A 16853-nucleotide genomic window follows, 5' to 3' on the forward strand; every position below is an offset into this window, starting at 1 on the left:
GACAAGGCCCAGCTTTTAAAAGACTCTTTATTAAATATTTAATCTCCAAGGTCTAGATGAACCTTCTTGAGACAAGAGCGGCTAATAATATAGGTCAGGATAAGTAAAATTAAAAGACTGACACCTGCTAAAAGATAGCCCAGGAAGGCCGGACTATTATAAACCAGAACCGCACTGAGAACAATCAAAACCAGGGAGACAAGAAGCCCCAAAAGGGCCAAGAGCCCCTTGAGGGCATTATTATCCCTATTCAATAATTCCGTAATATTGGTCCAATTATTGGTCAAAAGTCGCTTGTCTCGAGCATAACCCCAGGCACTGGAGAAGATACAGGTCAAGCCCCAGCTAACTAGCATGACCAAGGTCAGAAGCAAGGGCAGACCTAGGAGAAGGCAAAAACCCAGAAATAAAATAGCCGGTAAAATGGATTGGAGGATAAATAAATCCCAAAACTTCAAATTGAGATAGCGGCGCATATCAAAAGGCAGGACCTTGAGATAGTCATAATTTTCCCTTTCCAGAGAAATCCCAATCGCCGTTAGATTGGCCCCACCAGCATTGAGACTGGCAATAAAGACACTTAATAAGATAAAGGGAAAGGCATACCTTAAGGTCGCAAACTGGATTAGGAGCTTAGGATTATTAAAGACAAAACCAGCCAAAGGTAGGAGGAAAAAGTAAGGTAAGATTGAGGATAGGAAAATGGACTGGAGAAAGACTGAGCCTTCGCCAATCAGATTGAGCTGGTAACGCCAGACAAATCGCGGAAAGTTCTTAAGTCCGTCAAGCTTCAATGAGCGCATCCGCTTTTGCTTAGACTGACTGGTACTTGTAGTCAGGGCTGCCTCATAAAACTCTGGTAAAACCTTATAACGTACCAAGCCCAAGAGCAAGAGGGTAAATAAAATCCAAGCCCCCATGCCCAAAAGGGCTGAACTAGAAAAAGGATTCAGAGCAAAGTTATGAAAGGCAAGGAGGGGAGAGAAATAACTGGCCTGATCTTGACTAAGATTTCTCATACTGGAGCTATTTTGCATATTGACTAGGATAATAGCACCAATGGCTACCAAGGTTGCTAGGCCCAAGAGAAGATTGGAGGCCAGCTTTTTATAGCGCCGAAAGAGGGCTGTCTTGGTGATAAAATGCACCCCCACCAAAATCAGCAAGGTCATAGCAGAAAAGATGACCAAGATAGATAAAAGAAGACTAGGCAGGGCTAGCCAAATCGCCTGTCCAGCCTGAATGTGCAGAACAGCCAGATAGACGATAATAGGAAAAATTCCCATCAAGGTCGTCAAAAGGACTGAAAATCCCTTGCCAACCATAATCTCCCCTTCTGTAAAGGCATAAGGACGGTAGGCTTGGAGGTCCTTGCTCTCATAGAAAACATTATAGAAGGCTAAAAAACCTTGGGCAAAGATATAGAGATAAAATATACCGACAAAATTACTAAAGCGCCCCGGATTGTCAACGAGTGAAACAGACCAGGCCTGAGCTCCAAAGATAATAGCATAAAGAACCCCGATAAGTAGGTAGTTTCTTAAAAGGGTCTTAGCAATATTGGTCTGCTTTTTCTTGCGATACGTGCTGAGATTAGAAGAGGTCGCCGTATAGATAAGATTGATTTCAACCAAAGATTTTACTGCTCTAAGGCGCATAGGCTTCCACCTCTTCTTTCCGTCCAGCCAAATCGAGATAGATAGACTCTAGGGACTTTTCAGGATGTTGCCCTTTTAGTTCCTCAATGGTCCCATAAAAAAGGAGGCTCCCCTTTTTCAAAATAGCGATTCGGTCACAAATCTGCTCGGCTACTTCAAGGACATGGGTTGAAAAGACAACAGTATTGCCCTTATCAGCATGCTCCCGCATCATCTTTTTCAAATCAAAAGCAGCCTGGGGATCCAGACCAGTCAAGGGTTCGTCCAAGACCCAAATATCTGGATCCGACAAGAGGGCCCCGATAACAAAAACCTTCTGGCGCATTCCATGAGAGAAAGACTCAATCACCTCGTGGCGGTGGGCCGCAAAGTCAAACAAGTCCAGTAAACGAGTCAGCCCTTCCTCAAAGACCTCCTCCTGCATATCATAGGAAGTCGCCACCAACTGCCAAAATTCATTGGCCGTCAGGCGCAAAAAGAGATCCGGCGAGTCTGCCACATAGCCAATCTTTTGCTTGATTTCAAGACGGTTGCTGGCTAATTCCTTACCGTCCACAAAGATTTGCCCTTGAGAAGGATTGATAACGCTGACTAAGGACTTAATGGTCGTGGACTTGCCAGCCCCATTATGCCCAATCAAGCCCACAATCTGGCCACTTTCAATAGCCAGATTAAGCCCGCTCAGCGCTACTTTTCCCTCGTATACCTTGCTTACATCTTTAAATTCAATCATGACTACCTCCATCTGCTTCAGTTGATTTGACTTTCTCTCCCAAAACCTGAAAATCATTTACCTTATTATAATATTTTTTTCACAAGAGATAAAGCAGAAAGTAAAAGGCTAGAACCAAGTCCCAACCTCATTTCATTTTCTTATTTAGCCAAGTATTCCAGTACTTGAGCGACCCTACCTAGCTAAAGAGGTCCCCCCAGCCTGCCCAACCATCTGGAGTTAAGCAAATTTTTTCACGAGAAAAGACCAGGCCAATTTTGCTTTTGCCTTTAAGACAAGAGAGGGGGGAAAGACGGACCAAAAAAGCCTGCCCATCCTTGCTCTTAGATAGGAAATGACAATGGTTGGTAAAATCCTCACCTAAGCGCTTCACAAGCAGCTACTACTCTTATCATTTCTTCATCAACATTTTCCCGACCATAGCAATCAAGAAAATAATCTGCATAATCGTCCCTACCTAAATTATAATGGAGAGACCAAATTGCCCAAAAGAGGTCGACGTGTTTGTCACTGATACCTGCCAGGCCCAAATCTAAAAAACAAGAAAATTGATTATCTTTTAACACAATATTAGGAAGGCAAAAATCACCATGAATAAGGGTATCTGCTTTTAAATTTTCTTGATTTGCTTGGACAATTTCAAATGCTTCTTCCCGATTCGCAATCCCAAACCTCGGCAAAAGAGCCTTTTCATAGAAAGTACCTGCCTTATAATTATCATAGAAACTCGCGATATAATAATCTAGTCGATTGGGCAAGAAAAATTCTTTCTGGTCTAGACTATGTAAATATTTCAGAGTCTCTGCCATTATCTGACAAAGTTTTTGCGGTTTATCCAGATAAGCTAGGGCAGTCTCTCCGTCAGCAGCTCTTGTTAAGAGATAGTCCGTATCTTCTGACGATACATATTCCACGACCTCAACAGCAAGTCCCTTCTCAAAAAAGTATTGAGTGAGCCTTGCTTCTTCCTCCAATTTTCCCACATTGTCCATTTTTAAATAATAGTCGGAGTCTAAATACCACACTTTTGCTTGAGAATGGGAGCTACTATCATAAATACGACTGGCTCGAAGATAGGACTGAATTGGAAGCGGGAAATCTTTAAAAGTTCCTTTAATTTCTATCATTTCTCCCCCTAATCCACAGCCTTAATTTCCAAAATCATATCGCGGATTTGGGCGGCCAGCTCGAAGTCGAGGAGGCCTGCGGCTTCCTGCATTTGGCCTTCTAGTTTCTTAATCATCTCGCGGCGTTCTTGCTTGGTCATGGCCTCAATATCGACCACTTCTTCCGCCTCAGCTGTGACCGCCTTGGTGACCGAAATCAGGTCGCGGATTTCCTTTTTAATGGTCTGCGGTACAAGGCCATGTTCCTCATTATAGGCCATTTGAATCTGGCGCCGGCGGGCGGTCTCATCAATAGCCTTTCTCATGGACTCGGTCATGGTATCAGCATACATAATCACATGCCCCTGGCTGTTACGGGCGGCGCGGCCAATGGTCTGAATCAGCCCGCGTTCATTGCGCAGAAATCCTTCCTTATCGGCATCTAGAATAGCAACCAGACTAACCTCAGGCACATCAATCCCCTCCCGCAGGAGGTTGATACCAATCAGGACATCAAAGACACCCAGCCGCAAATCACGGATAATCTCGGTTCGCTCCAAGGTCTTAATGTCGCTGTGCATATACTTGACCTTAATTCCCATTTCTTTCAGATAGTCGGTCAAGTCCTCGGCCATTTTCTTGGTCAGGGTTGTGATAAAGGTCCGCTCATTTTTCTCGACACGAGTATTGATTTCCCCTAGAAGGTCATCAATCTGCCCCATGGTTGACCGCACTTCCACTTCAGGATCCAAAAGCCCCGTTGGTCGGATGATTTGTTGGACAATGGTCTCGGTCTGCTCATTCTCATAATCACCCGGCGTTGCCGAGACATAGACAATCTGGTGGACATGGCTTTCAAATTCCTCCCGGCGCAGTGGACGGTTGTCCAAGGCAGATGGGAGGCGGAAACCGTAATTGACCAGCATTTCCTTTCTGGAGCGGTCACCATTGTACATGCCCTTGATTTGGCCCATGGTCATGTGACTCTCGTCAATCATAATCAGAAAGTCCTCGGGGAAAAAGTCCAGCAGAGTATAAGGCGGCTCGCCCTCGCTTCGGCCATCCATGTGGCGGGAATAATTCTCAACGCCATTGGTGTAGCCCATTTCCCGCAGCATTTCAATGTCGTAGTCCGTCCTTTGCTTGAGCCGTTGGGCTTCTAAGAGTTTGCCTTCTTTTTCAAAAATCGCTAGCTGTTCTTCCAGCTCGGCTTGGATTTTAGCAATTGCTACTTCCATATGGTCCTCATTAGTAACGAAGTGGGTGGCCGGGAAAATGGCCAAATGGTCCACATCGCCCAGGACCTGACCAGTCAAGGCTTCCACCTCGCGAATCCGGTCAATTTCATCGCCGAAAAATTCCACTCGGAAGGCATGTTCGTCCCTAGAAGCAGGAAAAATCTCGACCACATCGCCCCGCACACGGAATTTTCCCCGCTGAAAATCAATATCATTGCGCTCAAACTGAATATCAACTAAGTCGTTAAGCAGTTGGTCGCGCGAGATTTCTAGTCCCGGCCGTAGGCTGACTACGCTATCTGAGTATTCCTTGGGCGAACCCAGACCGTAGATACAGGAAACGGATGCCACCACGATGACATCGTTGCGCTCTAGCAGAGCTGAGGTCGCCGAATGGCGGAGCTTGTCTATCTCGTCATTGACCGAGCTGTCCTTTTCGATATAGGTATCGCTGGACGGGACATAGGCTTCGGGCTGGTAGTAATCATAGTAGGAAACGAAGTATTCGACCGCATTATCGGGAAAAAATTCCTTGAACTCGCCATAGAGCTGGCCGGCCAGGGTCTTATTGTGGGCGATGACCAGGGTCGGTTTATTGACCTTTTGGATAACCTGACTCATGGTGTAGGTCTTCCCGGTCCCGGTCGCCCCTAGTAGAATCTGGGCCTTTTCTCCCCCTTCGATATTGTCCACCAGGGTTTCGATGGCCTGGGGCTGGTCGCCAGAGGGTTGGTATTTGGATACTAGCTTAAACTTATTATCGGTAATTCGGTTAATCATGCTGTCCCTTTCTTGCTTTTCTTCCTATATTTTATCACAATTTAAATGCTTCTTCATCGATAAAAGCAAAACTCACCTTAAACAGGTGAGTTAGTAAGCAATTAAATGATGGCCTGCTTTTTCATTCTTCTATAATAATAGAGGATAAAGAGAAGATAGAGCACAGTTGTAAAAATCGAACCTTCTAGTCCAAAATCGCCACTCGTCAACCAAGTCAAGTCGGATTGGTTATGATAAAGAAAGAGAGCGCTACCCCCACTTTGGCCGCTGACCTGGCCGCCCTAGATATTGCCCTGCACAAAATTCCAGGCACTGTGGATACCAGCTATCCCCCAAATTGTGTCGGACGCAAGCAGATAGAGACAGGCAAAAACCACTAGAGCAATAAAAAGAAAGGCTGACAGCTGAATAAAGGAATTGCTCCTCAGCAAGCTTGCAATGTCGCGCGACATACCCAGCCTAGAACCAAGCAAGAGATAAAAGGCTAGGAGAGCAAAGGAGGCAAAAATTTGCCCTATAATCATCAATAAATAAGCAACAAAGGGCGCTAGCCAAGCGGGCAAGAGACGTTTGGCCTGTTTGACATCACTTAAAATTTTAACTTCTTTCATTAGATTACTCCTTTCATGTGTCCATTTTATTTGACTTTTTGATAAAAATTAAGCAAAAACAATGTAAGAAAACCTAACATGAAATTAGAAAAAATTTGCTTTAATTATTTATTTCTGGTATAATCTTACAATATTCTAAAAAGGAGAGTCACATGAAGAAAAAACTATTTATAATGATGCTGAGTTTTCTAGCCTTGCTAGGCTTGGCTAGTGTTCAAGGGCAGGCGGATACCATCAAGGTCGTCTCCGACACCGCCTATGCCCCTTTTGAATTTAAGGACTCTGACCAGACTTATAAGGGGATTGATGTGGATATCATCAATCATGTTGCCGAGCTTAAGGGCTGGACTCTAGACATGTCCTACCCAGGATTTGATGCAGCAGTCAATGCGGTCCAGGCTGGCCAGGCGGATGCCATTATGGCTGGGATGACCAAGACCAAGGAAAGAGAAAAAGTCTTTACCATGTCTGATACTTACTACGATACCAAGGTAGTCATTGCAACAACCAAGGCCAATACCGTTAGTAAGTATGAGGAGCTAAAGGGCAAGACAGTCGGTGTTAAAAACGGAACTGCGGCCCAACGTTTCCTAGATAAAAATAAGGATAAGTACGGCTACAAGCTCAAGACCTTTGATACAGGGGATTTGATGAATAACAGCCTGTCTGCTGGTGCGGTCGATGCCATTATGGACGACCAACCGGTGATTGAGTACGCCATCCAGCAGGGGCAAAATCTGAAGATTTCTATGGAGGGTGAGGCTGTCGGTGGTTTTGCCTTTGGTGTCAAAAAAGGCAGTAAGCACGAACACTTGGTAGAGGAATTTAATGATGCCCTAAGCCAAATGAAAAAAGATGGTTCGCTAGAGCAGATTATCCAAAAGTGGACTTCTAGCAAGGAGAAAAGTAACTCCAATATTCCAGAAACGACTACTCCTAGTGGCCAAAAGGCAACCCCAACCAAGGAAAAATACGTTATCTCCAGCGACTCTTCTTTTGCTCCCTTCGTTTTTCAAGATGATCAAAACAAGTACACTGGAATTGATATGGAGCTGATAAAGGCCATTGCCAAGGACCAAGGTTTTACTATCGAAATCAAAAACCCTGGCTTTGATGCAGCTATCAATGCGGTCCAGTCCGGCCAAGCAGACGGTATGATTGCTGGTATGTCGGTAACCGAGGCCCGCAAGGAAACCTTTGACTTCTCTGAGCCCTACTATACAGCCAATGCGGTCTTAGCAGTCAAGGAAAATAGTCCGATCAAGTCTTATGAAGACTTAAAGGGCAAGACGGTCGGTGTCAAAAACGGAACCGCCTCTCAAACCTTCCTCGATCAGAATCAGGAAAAATACGGTTATAAAATTAAGACCTTCGCAGATGCTTCGTCCATGTATGATAGTTTGAACTCTGGTTCAGTAGTTGCTGTCATGGACGATGAGCCTGTTGTTAAATATTCCATTAGTCAAGGGCAAAAGCTCAAGACACCAATCAAAGGAACACCAATCGGAAATACAGCCTTTGCTGTTAAAAAAGGAAGCAATCCTGAACTGATTGAGATGTTCAATAATGGTCTGGCCAACCTCAAGGCTAATGGTCAATACCAAAAAATTCTCGATAAGTATCTAGCTGATAATGATGCAGAGGCTAAGGGTGAAACAGCAGACGAGACCACTATTTGGGGACTTTTGAAAAACAATTACAAACAGCTCCTGAGCGGACTGGGCGTAACAATTGCCCTGGCCCTCCTCTCCTTTGCTATCGCCATGGTGATTGGGATTATCTTTGGAATGTTTAGTGTCAGCCCTTATAAGGGGCTCCGCCTGATTGCTGAACTCTTTGTCGATGTTATCCGGGGGATTCCTTTGATGATTTTGGCAGCCTTTATCTTCTGGGGGATTCCTAACCTGATTGAGTCTATGACGGGTCATCAAAGCCCTATCAATGACTTTGTGGCAGGGACTATCGCCCTCTCACTCAATGCCGGTGCCTATATCGCTGAAATTGTCCGCGGGGGGATCCAAGCCGTACCAATCGGTCAAATGGAGGCCAGTCGCAGTTTGGGAATTTCTTACTCCAAGACCATGAGAAAGATTATCCTGCCTCAGGCAACCAAGATTATGCTGCCCAACTTTGTCAACCAGTTTGTCATCGCCCTAAAAGATACCACTATCGTATCTGCTATTGGACTGGTCGAGCTCTTCCAAACAGGAAAAATCATCATCGCCCGTAACTACCAAAGTTTCAAGATGTATGCGATTCTTGCGGTACTCTACCTCGTTATTATCACCCTCTTAACGAGATTTGCCAAACGGTTAGAAAAGAGGATTAAATAATGGCTAAGTTAAAAATTGATGTCAATGATTTACACAAATACTATGGAGATAATGAGGTCTTAAAGGGGATTAGCACCAAGTTCTATGAGGGGGATGTGGTTTGTATCATCGGCCCTTCTGGCTCTGGTAAGTCGACCTTTCTACGCAGTCTCAATCTGCTTGAGGAAGTCACCAGTGGAACCATTACAGTGGACGGCTTTGACCTGACTGATAAAAAGACCGATGTCGACCTGGTCCGAGAAAATATCGGTATGGTCTTTCAGCACTTCAACCTCTTCCCCCACATGAGCGTTCTGGAAAATATCACCTTTGCTCCAGTCGAACACAAGCTCATGAGTCAGGCCGAGGCAGACCAGCTGGGTATGGAACTGCTAGAAAAGGTCGGTCTGGCCGACAAAGCTGATGCCAATCCAGACAGCCTATCTGGTGGTCAAAAACAGCGGGTGGCAATTGCCCGCGGTCTAGCCATGAAGCCAGATATTATGCTCTTTGATGAGCCGACTTCTGCTCTTGACCCTGAAATGGTCGGCGATGTTCTCAATGTTATGAAGGATTTGGCCCACCAAGGTATGACCATGTTAATCGTGACCCACGAAATGGGCTTTGCCCGCCAAGTGGCCAATCGGGTTATCTTTACCGCTGACGGAGAATTTCTAGAAGACGGCAAACCCGACCAAATCTTTGATAATCCTCAACACCCACGTCTCAAGGACTTTTTGGACAAGGTGTTGAATGTATAAGAAAAGACCGCACGGTCTTTTTCTTTTCCCAATTTTTCTTGACTTCTTCCCCTTCATTTGCTAAAATGAAAGCAGTAACATTCGGAGGTAGAGGAGACATGAAAAATTAAATCTATTTTGAAGGAAACTTTATTTAGTAGATTTAATTTGTCTTTTTCTATCAAAAAATTTTTTATTGATTCGGCTCGCTGCACACTCGCAAGGGTTCTTTTGGCTAACTGGATTTTGTAAACGACAAGGCTCTACTAGATAAAGTAGAGCTTTTTGTTTGTAAGAGAAAGAAGGCACTTATGCTAGAAATAAAAAATCTGACCCTGACACACCAAAAGGATTTGAAAGATTTGGTCAAAAACTTGACAATCGTCGTCAATGCTGGCGACAAGGTTGCTATTATTGGCGAGGAGGGCAATGGCAAATCTAGTCTCCTTAAGCTGATGATGGATGAAGCGCTTATTCATGGCTACATAGATTTCGAGGGAGATATTCAGCGTGATTTTTCAACTTATGTTTATCTACCTCAACAGCTACCAACTGAGCTAGAAGGGCTCTCTCTAAATGATTACTTTTTTGCAGATTTTGAGCAGGAGTTAGACTACGCTAAGCTCTACCGCTATGCTCAAGAATTGCACTTTGACAGCCAACGTTTTACTAGCGCGCAAAGACTAGCTGACTTGTCAGGCGGCGAAAAATTAAAGGTCCAGTTGATAAAAAATTTAGCGACAGAAAGCGAGATTTTCTTTCTGGACGAACCCTCCAACGACCTAGACTTGGAGACCTTGACCTGGTTAGAGAATTTTATCCAAAAGACAGAAAAAACAGTTGTTTTCGTCTCTCATGATGAGAGTTTGCTAGCGCATGCTGCCACTAAAATCATTCATTTGGAGCGCATCAAGAAAAAGCAGGAAGCGCGGACACAAGTTGTCAATCTGGATTATCATTCTTATCAAAAAGAGCGACGGGCAAGTTTTGATAAGCAGGAAAAAACGGCCAAAAAAGAGCGAGAAGAACATGCTAAAAGCATGGAAAAACACCGCCGCGTCAAGCAAAACGTCGAGCATTCTCTGCGGACAACCAAAGACAGCACAGCAGGACGACTTCTGGCTAAGAAGATGAAAGCTGTCCTTTCACAGGGCAAGCGTTTTGAAAAGGAGGCTGCTAATCTAACCGAACTACCCATCCAGGAAGAAGCTATCGCCCTTCGCTTTGCTGAGGTTGAAGCTCTGCCATTGTCCAAAAGAATTCTCCAACTGGAAAAAGAAAAAATCGAAATCAAGGGTCGCTGTCTGGCTGACTCCATCAAGCTGAGCTTTGCTGGGCAAGATAAAATAGGCATTATCGGACAAAATGGTGTCGGAAAATCAACCCTTTTGAAACAAATGTATCAAAAATTGCAAGGACGAGCTGACATAAGGATTGGCTATATGCCACAAAATTATGAGGAGCTTCTTAAAGATGATATGAGCCCATTGGATTTTCTAGCTCCTTCTGCTGATAAGGCTGAGCGAGAACTGGTCCTCAGTCGGCTAGCTAGCCTCCAATTCACTCGTGATGAAGCCAGACATGCCATTAGCCATTTGTCTGGCGGGCAAAAAGCCAAGCTATTCCTCTTGAAAATGGTCTTGCAGAAGAATAATCTGCTGCTTTTGGATGAGCCGACGCGAAATTTCTCACCGACCTCGCAACCTCAAGTACGGCAACTGTTCAGAGAATACCCTGGCGCGCTGATTGCCGTTTCTCATGACCGGCTCTTTCTCAAAGAAGTTTGCCAGAAGATTTACTGTCTGAGTGAGACGGGTTTAGAGGAGGTTGCAAAAGAGCATATATAAAAAGCTAGAATATCTTATCCTGCCTCCCAAAAGGTAGACATCAATCTAAGGATTAGGGACAGGACAACTTTTGCTCGTCGGCCCGGACTTGTCCCGCTCCAAAGGCAATCAAGCCACACGTTACTAGCGCCACAATGCTTTTCAAAAATCTCATTTTTATCATATTTTCCTTTCTAAAATGATAGAAATTAAATACGGACTAAATTTATATCCTAAATCAACCACCACTGATAGAGCGACCAGTAGAGGATATTACAAACAACAATAAGAGCACTGGTGCTGGTCAGATAGGTCAGGAATTTCTTGCCACCTCTAACAGAAAAGTGACCTTTCAAGAAAAGTGGTAGAATACCACCGATAAACAAGAGGGGCAAGAGAGCCGCAAAAAGCATGACTGGTAAAGTGAGGCTCTCCCCTAAACCTTGACTAAAGGCAAAAATTAAGACAAAAGCAGAGACAAGTGTTAGACCGGACACGACATAATGCCAGATAGACCAAACGAACGATGCAGGTTTCTTACTTTTTTTCTTGAAGATAAGACGATAAATCTTGAGCAAGAGACCAATCAGCAAACTAAGCACCGTATAAAGAAGAGCCAAGCCCCATAAGGCTACCGTCCCATAATCCATGACCAGTTCTAGACTTGAACGCTGAATGTAATCCGTAATCGGGCTCACAATGCGGGCCTTCCCCTGCAATGTGTCAACTTCCCAATAATTCTCCTCGAGCTTCTTGGAATGTTTATCAAGATAAATCGTAAGCTGTGGAAAGAGACGATTTATTTTCATCGGACCATGATTGATTGTTCTAACTGGCAGATAAAAACCGGGACGCAGAGCAGTCTTGGTCTTGTCAGAGGTTTTTTCGGTCTTGCCAAAAATCATTTCTGGGATTTTTACAGTATAATTGTGTTCGTATAATTGATTCGTCAAAATAACCATTGCCACTCCCGACTTCAAATCCAAGCTTAGTTGACTGGTGAAGCCTGATGTATTTCCGCTATGACCTAGAAGCACACGGTCTTTATAAGTCCCCACATTCCAAAATCCATGCGCATTGATTGGAACATCACTTTCTGGAAAAGTATGGCTGGCTGAATAAAGACTAGCCCAAGTCTCTGCACGGTTGAACAGCCTTTTCTTTTGCAAGAGGGCCTGGGCAAACTTTTTAAGGTCGACTAGCGTTCCCGCCGCCCGACCCGCTGGGTAAAATGCGTAGGGAAAGTCAGCCTCCCCAATTAACTTTCCTTCTGCATCATAGGCCTTTTCTGATTTACGCTTTTTGGCTACATAGGCATTATCTGATAGGTCGGGCAAGAGAGCGGTATGATTCATACCCAAAGGCTGGAAAATATGCTTGTGGACATAGTCGGCAAACTTCTGCCCGCTGATGCGCTCCACGATATATCCTGCCAAGGCTGTCCCATAGTTTGAATAAGCTGTCGTTGTCCCTGGTTCATGAGATTGAAAAATAGGCTGCTTTTTGAGTACCTGTCCCAAGCTCTTATCTGTCCCCATATAAAGCTCTGCTTCATCAAATCCCGCTCGGTGGTTCATCAAATCAAGCATGGTAATAGGCTTATCAAATTTGAGCTTGCCTTTGAGAAAATCCTTGGGCAGATAGTCTTTGATGTCGGTGTTGAAATCAATTTTTCCTTCTTCCCAGAGCTGCATGACGCTGATCCAGACAGTTAATTTCGTCACAGAGCCCCACTCAAAGACCGAGTTATCGTCCACTGCCAACTTCTTCTCCTTATCCATATAGCCAAAGTTCTTTTGGTAAATGGTTTGACCATCCTTGTCGACAATGGTTGTTACCATACCAGCACTAGTTTTTTCATTCTTCTTGTAGTAATCTTCAATTTTCTGCCCAATTTGGTCATAAGGCGTGCCTGACGGCAACTTTTGCTCGTCGGCTTGGACTTGTCCCACTCCAAAGGCAATCAAACCACACGTTACTAGCGCCACAGCGCTTTTCAAAAATGATAGCTTCATCATTGGTCCTCCTTCTGTATATATTTTTTTATTATATATAAAAATACATTATATATATTAAAAAATTATATGTCAAGTTTTAATAAATATTTTTTCCAGACATATATACAAGGACAGGTAAGTCTACTTTTGAATGACAAGTGAAAAGCGAATATAAAAAATAGGACTAGCATTCTTTTGCTAGTCCTATTTTTATATAGTTTTTATGGTTTAATCCGATGTAACATTCTTGGGAAGGGGATGGCTTCGCGGATATGCTTGGTCCCTGCCACAAAGGTCACCATGCGCTCTAGTCCTAGACCAAAACCTGCATGAGGGACAGAGCCGTATTTTCTAAGGTCCAAATACCAATCATAGTCTTTAGGATCCAGGCCATTGGCCTGGATTTTTTCTAATAATTTATCATAGTCAGTCTCCCGCTCTGAACCTCCGATAATTTCGCCATAGCCTTCTGGCGCTAGCAAATCGGCACAGAGGACCCGGTCCTCATTTCCAGGAACAGGCTTCATATAGAAGGCCTTAAAGCTAGCTGGATAGTTGATGATAAAGGTTGGTAGGCCGAAATGATTTGAAATCCAGGTCTCGTGAGGTGAACCAAAGTCATCCCCCCGCTCCAAGTGCTCGTAGTCGGCGTCTGGGTCCTTTTCATGAGCCTGCAAAAGATCAATCGCCTCATCATAGGAAATCCGCTTGAAGGGCTCTGCCAGATATTTCTTAAGCAGGTCTTGGTCCCGCTCCAAAATATCCAGGGCTTGACCTGCCCGCTCCAAGACTCCCTGAATCAAGGCCTTGACATAGGCTTCTTGCAGGTCTAAAGATTCCTCATGGGTCACGAAAGGATACTCGGCATCCATCATCCAGAACTCGGTCAAGTGACGGCGGGTCTTGGATTTTTCAGCCCGAAAAACTGGTCCGAAGTCAAAGACGCGACCCAAGGCCATGGCTCCTGCCTCCAGGTAGAGCTGGCCAGACTGACTGAGAAAGGCAGGGTTGCCAAAGTAGTCAGTTTCAAATAGTTCGGTTGTATTTTCTGCCGCATTTCCTGAAAGAATAGGACTATCGAACTTGATAAAACCATTTTGATCAAAAAATTCATAGGAAGCATAAATCAGAGCGTTACGAATCTGCATAATGGCCATCTGCTTGCGGGAACGCAGCCAAAGATGACGATTGTCCATTAAAAAGTCTGTTCCATGCTCCTTGGGGGTGATGGGATAGTCTTGGGAGTCGCCCAAGACTTCTAGGTCTGTAATATCTAGCTCATAGCCAAACTTTGAACGTTCATCTTCCTTGACTAGGCCCTTGACCAAGACAGAGCTCTCCTGGCTAAGTTTTTTTATAGTATCAAACTTGACCAGTCCTGCTTCTTCGCCAAACTTTTCGATAAAGTTGGGTTTAAAGGCTACTCCCTGGAAAAAGGCTGTTCCATCACGCAGCTGGAGAAAGGCAATCTTGCCCTTGCCTGATTTATTAGCCACCCAGGCACCTATGGTCACCTCTTGACCGACATAATCTTTGACTTCTCTGATTGAAATATACTTTTTCGACACGTTATTCTCTTCTTCCTATTTTTAATCCTTCATAAATTTTTGCAGGCGTTTAATGGCCTCTTTCAGGCTAGCCATATCTGTCGCATAGCTAAGCCGGACATTCTTTGGCGCCCCAAAGCCAGCACCAGTTACTAGGGCTAGACCTACTTCCTCTAAAATAGCTTGGGTAAAGGCTGTTACATCTGTATAGCCCTTGATTGCCATGGCTTTCTCTACATTTGGAAAGAGATAGAAGGCTCCTTGAGGCTTAACAACTTCAAAGCCTGGTACTTCAGCTAGCAAGGGATAGATAGTATTGAGTCTTTCTTCAAAGGCCTGGCGCATAGTTTCAAAGGGCTCTTGCGAACCGGTCAAGGCCTCAATCGCTGCATATTGGGCAGCAGTTGTTGGATTAGAGGTGGTCTGACCCGCAACCTTGCTCATGGCCTGGATCAGCTCTGGCTCTCCCACGGCATAACCAATCCGCCAACCTGTCATCGAATAGGTCTTTGATACTCCATTGATAACCAGGGTTTGCTTACGAATCGCCTCTGATAGGCTGGAAATGGGAGTAAACTCATGGCCATTATAGACCAGGCGACCATAGATATCATCTGCTAGAATCAAGATATCTTGCGCAACCGCCCAGTTTCCAATCGCTAGTAGTTCCTCGGCTGTATAAATCATTCCAGTTGGATTGGAAGGGGTATTTAAGACCAAAACCTTGGTCTTGGCTGTCCGAGCAGCCTCTAGTTGGTCTACTGTGACCTTGAATTGATTTTCTTCTTTTCCTTCGACAAAGACTGGCCGTCCCTCAGCCATCTTAATTTGGTCTGCATAGCTGACCCAGTAAGGCGTAGGAATGAGGACCTCATCACCAGGGTCAATAACACTCATAAAGAAACTATAAAGGCAGAATTTAGCTCCTGTGGCTACCAAGACTTGATTGGACTCAATTCCATAGCCATAGTAGTTGGCAAAGTAATTAACAATGGCTGCCTTGAGCTCTGGTAGGCCACTAGTAACTGTATAAAAGCTGGCTTTGCCGTCCCTTATGGCCTCAATAGCTGCCTGGCGGATATTTTCTGGTGTTGGAAAATCAGGCTCTCCCAGGGTGAGAGAGAGGATATCCTTACCTTGCGCCATTAGTTCCTTGGCTCTAGCATTGGCTGCTAGGGTTACACTTTCTTCCATTTGTAAAACACGATTTGATAATTTCATAAGCCCTCCTTGCTGACCATGGTCTTTTGCTTAAAGCTAATGTTGTAATAGGCTGCTTTTGACTTGACTTCCCAAATAGGCTGACCGTCTAGATAGCCAAAGGTGGTCTTATCAATCTCTCCTGCCCCTTGCTCTCGGGCCAACTTTTCAGCCTCTTTTTGGCTGATTCCTTGAGAAAGTTGATAAGAATAAATCTTCCCTGATTCCCGATCAATCAAAACAGCTAAGGGCTCCTTGGTCTTGCTCTGTCCTAAAAGACTATAATAGCTAGCCTTGCCATTGTAAAAGGCAAACTGCTCCAAGTCCTCTAAATCAGTGTACTTGCGAGCGATCTCAAGCGCCTCTGCCTGCCCCTCTTGCTTGGGAAGGAGGGAGAGTTCAAAAATATAAAGCAGGGAAAAGGTCAGGACGGTCAAGACCAGACCAATCCCAACTAGATACTGCCAAAAAGGATGATTTTTCTTGCTTTTTTTTCTATTTTCCACTCGTTCATTATACTACAAATTGGCTAATATTTCTATCTTTTTACAAAATTTGATTTGACCCTCGTTTTATTTGAATTCACCTATTATTATTGATAAAATAAATATATGAACAAATTAGACAAACTCTTAACAGAAAATCAACTAGACTTAAAAACCATGATTGTCTTTAGAAAGGCTGAACGAAAGATTCGGGCTCTCGAACATCGGGCAATCAAGGAAAATAAACTCACCCCCACCCAATTTGCCGTCCTGGAGACCCTTTATAGCAAGGGGGATTTGCGTATTCAGGACTTGATTGACAAGATGCTAGCCACTTCTGGAAATATGACAGTAGTTATCAAAAATATGGTCAGAGATGGCTTGATTTTTCGGACCTGTGACCCCCATGATCGACGGTCTTTTTTGGTCGGTCTTACCGAACAAGGCCGAGCCAAGGTGGAGGAAATTTTACCCGATCATATCCGCTCGGTTAACGCTGCCCTAGCTGTTTTAGATTCCCAAGACAAGGAGGATTTGATTCGGATTCTAAAAAAGTTTAAAAATTTGAGCTAATTTATTGCTAATTAGTATTTATTGTTGTAACATGTATGTATACAACA

The 16853-nt window shown here is 44.3% G+C and carries 13 protein-coding genes; 4 read left to right on the top strand and 9 right to left on the bottom strand.

All coding sequences use genetic code 11. The features are described 5' to 3' along the window. Positions 1 to 38: 38 nt before the first annotated feature. From C4K46_RS00300 to C4K46_RS10525, 5 genes are all read right to left on the bottom strand, one after another. Positions 39 to 1658 carry a hypothetical protein gene (locus tag C4K46_RS00300; protein ID WP_209626244.1) on the bottom strand — a complete coding sequence of 540 codons (1620 nt, stop codon included), beginning with the start codon at positions 1656 to 1658 and terminating at the stop codon, positions 39 to 41. Next, positions 1648 to 2391, bottom strand: a complete 744-nt coding sequence (locus C4K46_RS00305; RefSeq protein WP_209626246.1) for an ABC transporter ATP-binding protein — start codon at positions 2389 to 2391, stop codon at positions 1648 to 1650. The genes C4K46_RS00300 and C4K46_RS00305 overlap by 11 nt, the downstream gene beginning before the upstream one ends. Before the next feature lie 356 nt (positions 2392 to 2747). Then, the gene (locus C4K46_RS00310) at positions 2748 to 3518 is read right to left on the bottom strand and encodes an aminoglycoside 3'-phosphotransferase (RefSeq protein WP_209626248.1); all 771 of its coding nucleotides are present in this window, start codon (positions 3516 to 3518) and stop codon (positions 2748 to 2750) included. An 8-nt stretch (positions 3519 to 3526) separates the two neighbouring features. After that, positions 3527 to 5515: an excinuclease ABC subunit UvrB gene (gene uvrB / locus C4K46_RS00315; protein ID WP_209626250.1), complete on the bottom strand. Its 1989-nt coding sequence runs from the start codon at positions 5513 to 5515 to the stop codon at positions 3527 to 3529. A 281-nt stretch (positions 5516 to 5796) separates the two neighbouring features. Then, positions 5797 to 6126 (bottom strand): hypothetical protein, encoded by a 330-nt coding sequence (locus tag C4K46_RS10525; RefSeq protein WP_245335090.1) that lies wholly within the window; start codon positions 6124 to 6126, stop codon positions 5797 to 5799. A gap of 173 nt (positions 6127 to 6299) precedes the next feature. On the opposite strand from C4K46_RS10525, the gene C4K46_RS00325 reads away from it, so the two are divergent. From C4K46_RS00325 to C4K46_RS00335, 3 genes are all read left to right on the top strand, one after another. Then, positions 6300 to 8459, top strand: coding sequence for an ABC transporter substrate-binding protein/permease (locus C4K46_RS00325; RefSeq protein ID WP_245335110.1), 2160 nt, complete (start codon positions 6300 to 6302; stop codon positions 8457 to 8459). After that, positions 8459 to 9199, top strand: coding sequence for an amino acid ABC transporter ATP-binding protein (locus tag C4K46_RS00330; RefSeq protein WP_209626254.1), 741 nt, complete (start codon positions 8459 to 8461; stop codon positions 9197 to 9199). The genes C4K46_RS00325 and C4K46_RS00330 overlap by 1 nt, the downstream gene beginning before the upstream one ends. A gap of 290 nt (positions 9200 to 9489) precedes the next feature. Beyond that, positions 9490 to 11025 carry an ATP-binding cassette domain-containing protein gene (locus C4K46_RS00335; RefSeq protein ID WP_209626256.1) on the top strand — a complete coding sequence of 512 codons (1536 nt, stop codon included), beginning with the start codon at positions 9490 to 9492 and terminating at the stop codon, positions 11023 to 11025. A gap of 212 nt (positions 11026 to 11237) precedes the next feature. Here C4K46_RS00335 and C4K46_RS00340 read toward each other — a convergent pair whose 3' ends face one another. From C4K46_RS00340 to C4K46_RS00355, 4 genes are all read right to left on the bottom strand, one after another. Then, complete coding sequence (locus C4K46_RS00340; protein ID WP_209627085.1) at positions 11238 to 13019, bottom strand: serine hydrolase domain-containing protein; 1782 nt, start codon at positions 13017 to 13019, stop codon at positions 11238 to 11240. Between the two features lie 203 nt (positions 13020 to 13222). Then, the gene (asnS, locus tag C4K46_RS00345) at positions 13223 to 14569 is read right to left on the bottom strand and encodes an asparagine--tRNA ligase (protein ID WP_209626257.1); all 1347 of its coding nucleotides are present in this window, start codon (positions 14567 to 14569) and stop codon (positions 13223 to 13225) included. Between the two features lie 21 nt (positions 14570 to 14590). Further along, positions 14591 to 15769, bottom strand: a complete 1179-nt coding sequence (locus C4K46_RS00350) for a pyridoxal phosphate-dependent aminotransferase (RefSeq protein ID WP_209626259.1) — start codon at positions 15767 to 15769, stop codon at positions 14591 to 14593. Further along, positions 15766 to 16254 (bottom strand): cell wall elongation regulator TseB-like domain-containing protein, encoded by a 489-nt coding sequence (locus C4K46_RS00355; RefSeq protein WP_209626261.1) that lies wholly within the window; start codon positions 16252 to 16254, stop codon positions 15766 to 15768. The genes C4K46_RS00350 and C4K46_RS00355 overlap by 4 nt, the downstream gene beginning before the upstream one ends. Before the next feature lie 105 nt (positions 16255 to 16359). Here C4K46_RS00355 and C4K46_RS00360 point away from each other — a divergent pair, with 105 nt between their 5' ends. Beyond that, positions 16360 to 16806, top strand: coding sequence for a MarR family winged helix-turn-helix transcriptional regulator (locus C4K46_RS00360; protein WP_209626263.1), 447 nt, complete (start codon positions 16360 to 16362; stop codon positions 16804 to 16806). The last annotated feature ends 47 nt before the right edge of the window (positions 16807 to 16853 follow it).

The sequence above is a fragment of the Streptococcus oricebi genome, from assembly GCF_017883985.1.
Classification (GTDB): Bacteria; Bacillota; Bacilli; order Lactobacillales; family Streptococcaceae; genus Streptococcus; species Streptococcus oricebi.

Excerpts from the sequence above, each read along its gene's own strand:
- C4K46_RS00350 (WP_209626259.1), bottom strand. The coding sequence starts at position 15,769 with ATGAAATTATCAAATCGTGTTTTACAAATGGAAGAAAGTGTAACCCTA.
- C4K46_RS10525 (WP_245335090.1), bottom strand. The coding sequence starts at position 6,126 with ATGAAAGAAGTTAAAATTTTAAGTGATGTCAAACAGGCCAAACGTCTC.
- C4K46_RS00300 (WP_209626244.1), bottom strand. The coding sequence starts at position 1,658 with ATGCGCCTTAGAGCAGTAAAATCTTTGGTTGAAATCAATCTTATCTAT.
- C4K46_RS00335 (WP_209626256.1), top strand. The coding sequence starts at position 9,490 with ATGCTAGAAATAAAAAATCTGACCCTGACACACCAAAAGGATTTGAAA.
- C4K46_RS00360 (WP_209626263.1), top strand. The coding sequence starts at position 16,360 with ATGAACAAATTAGACAAACTCTTAACAGAAAATCAACTAGACTTAAAA.
- C4K46_RS00325 (WP_245335110.1), top strand. The coding sequence starts at position 6,300 with ATGATGCTGAGTTTTCTAGCCTTGCTAGGCTTGGCTAGTGTTCAAGGG.
- C4K46_RS00305 (WP_209626246.1), bottom strand. The coding sequence starts at position 2,391 with ATGATTGAATTTAAAGATGTAAGCAAGGTATACGAGGGAAAAGTAGCG.
- C4K46_RS00340 (WP_209627085.1), bottom strand. The coding sequence starts at position 13,019 with ATGAAGCTATCATTTTTGAAAAGCGCTGTGGCGCTAGTAACGTGTGGT.
- C4K46_RS00330 (WP_209626254.1), top strand. The coding sequence starts at position 8,459 with ATGGCTAAGTTAAAAATTGATGTCAATGATTTACACAAATACTATGGA.
- C4K46_RS00310 (WP_209626248.1), bottom strand. The coding sequence starts at position 3,518 with ATGATAGAAATTAAAGGAACTTTTAAAGATTTCCCGCTTCCAATTCAG.
- uvrB (WP_209626250.1), bottom strand. The coding sequence starts at position 5,515 with ATGATTAACCGAATTACCGATAATAAGTTTAAGCTAGTATCCAAATAC.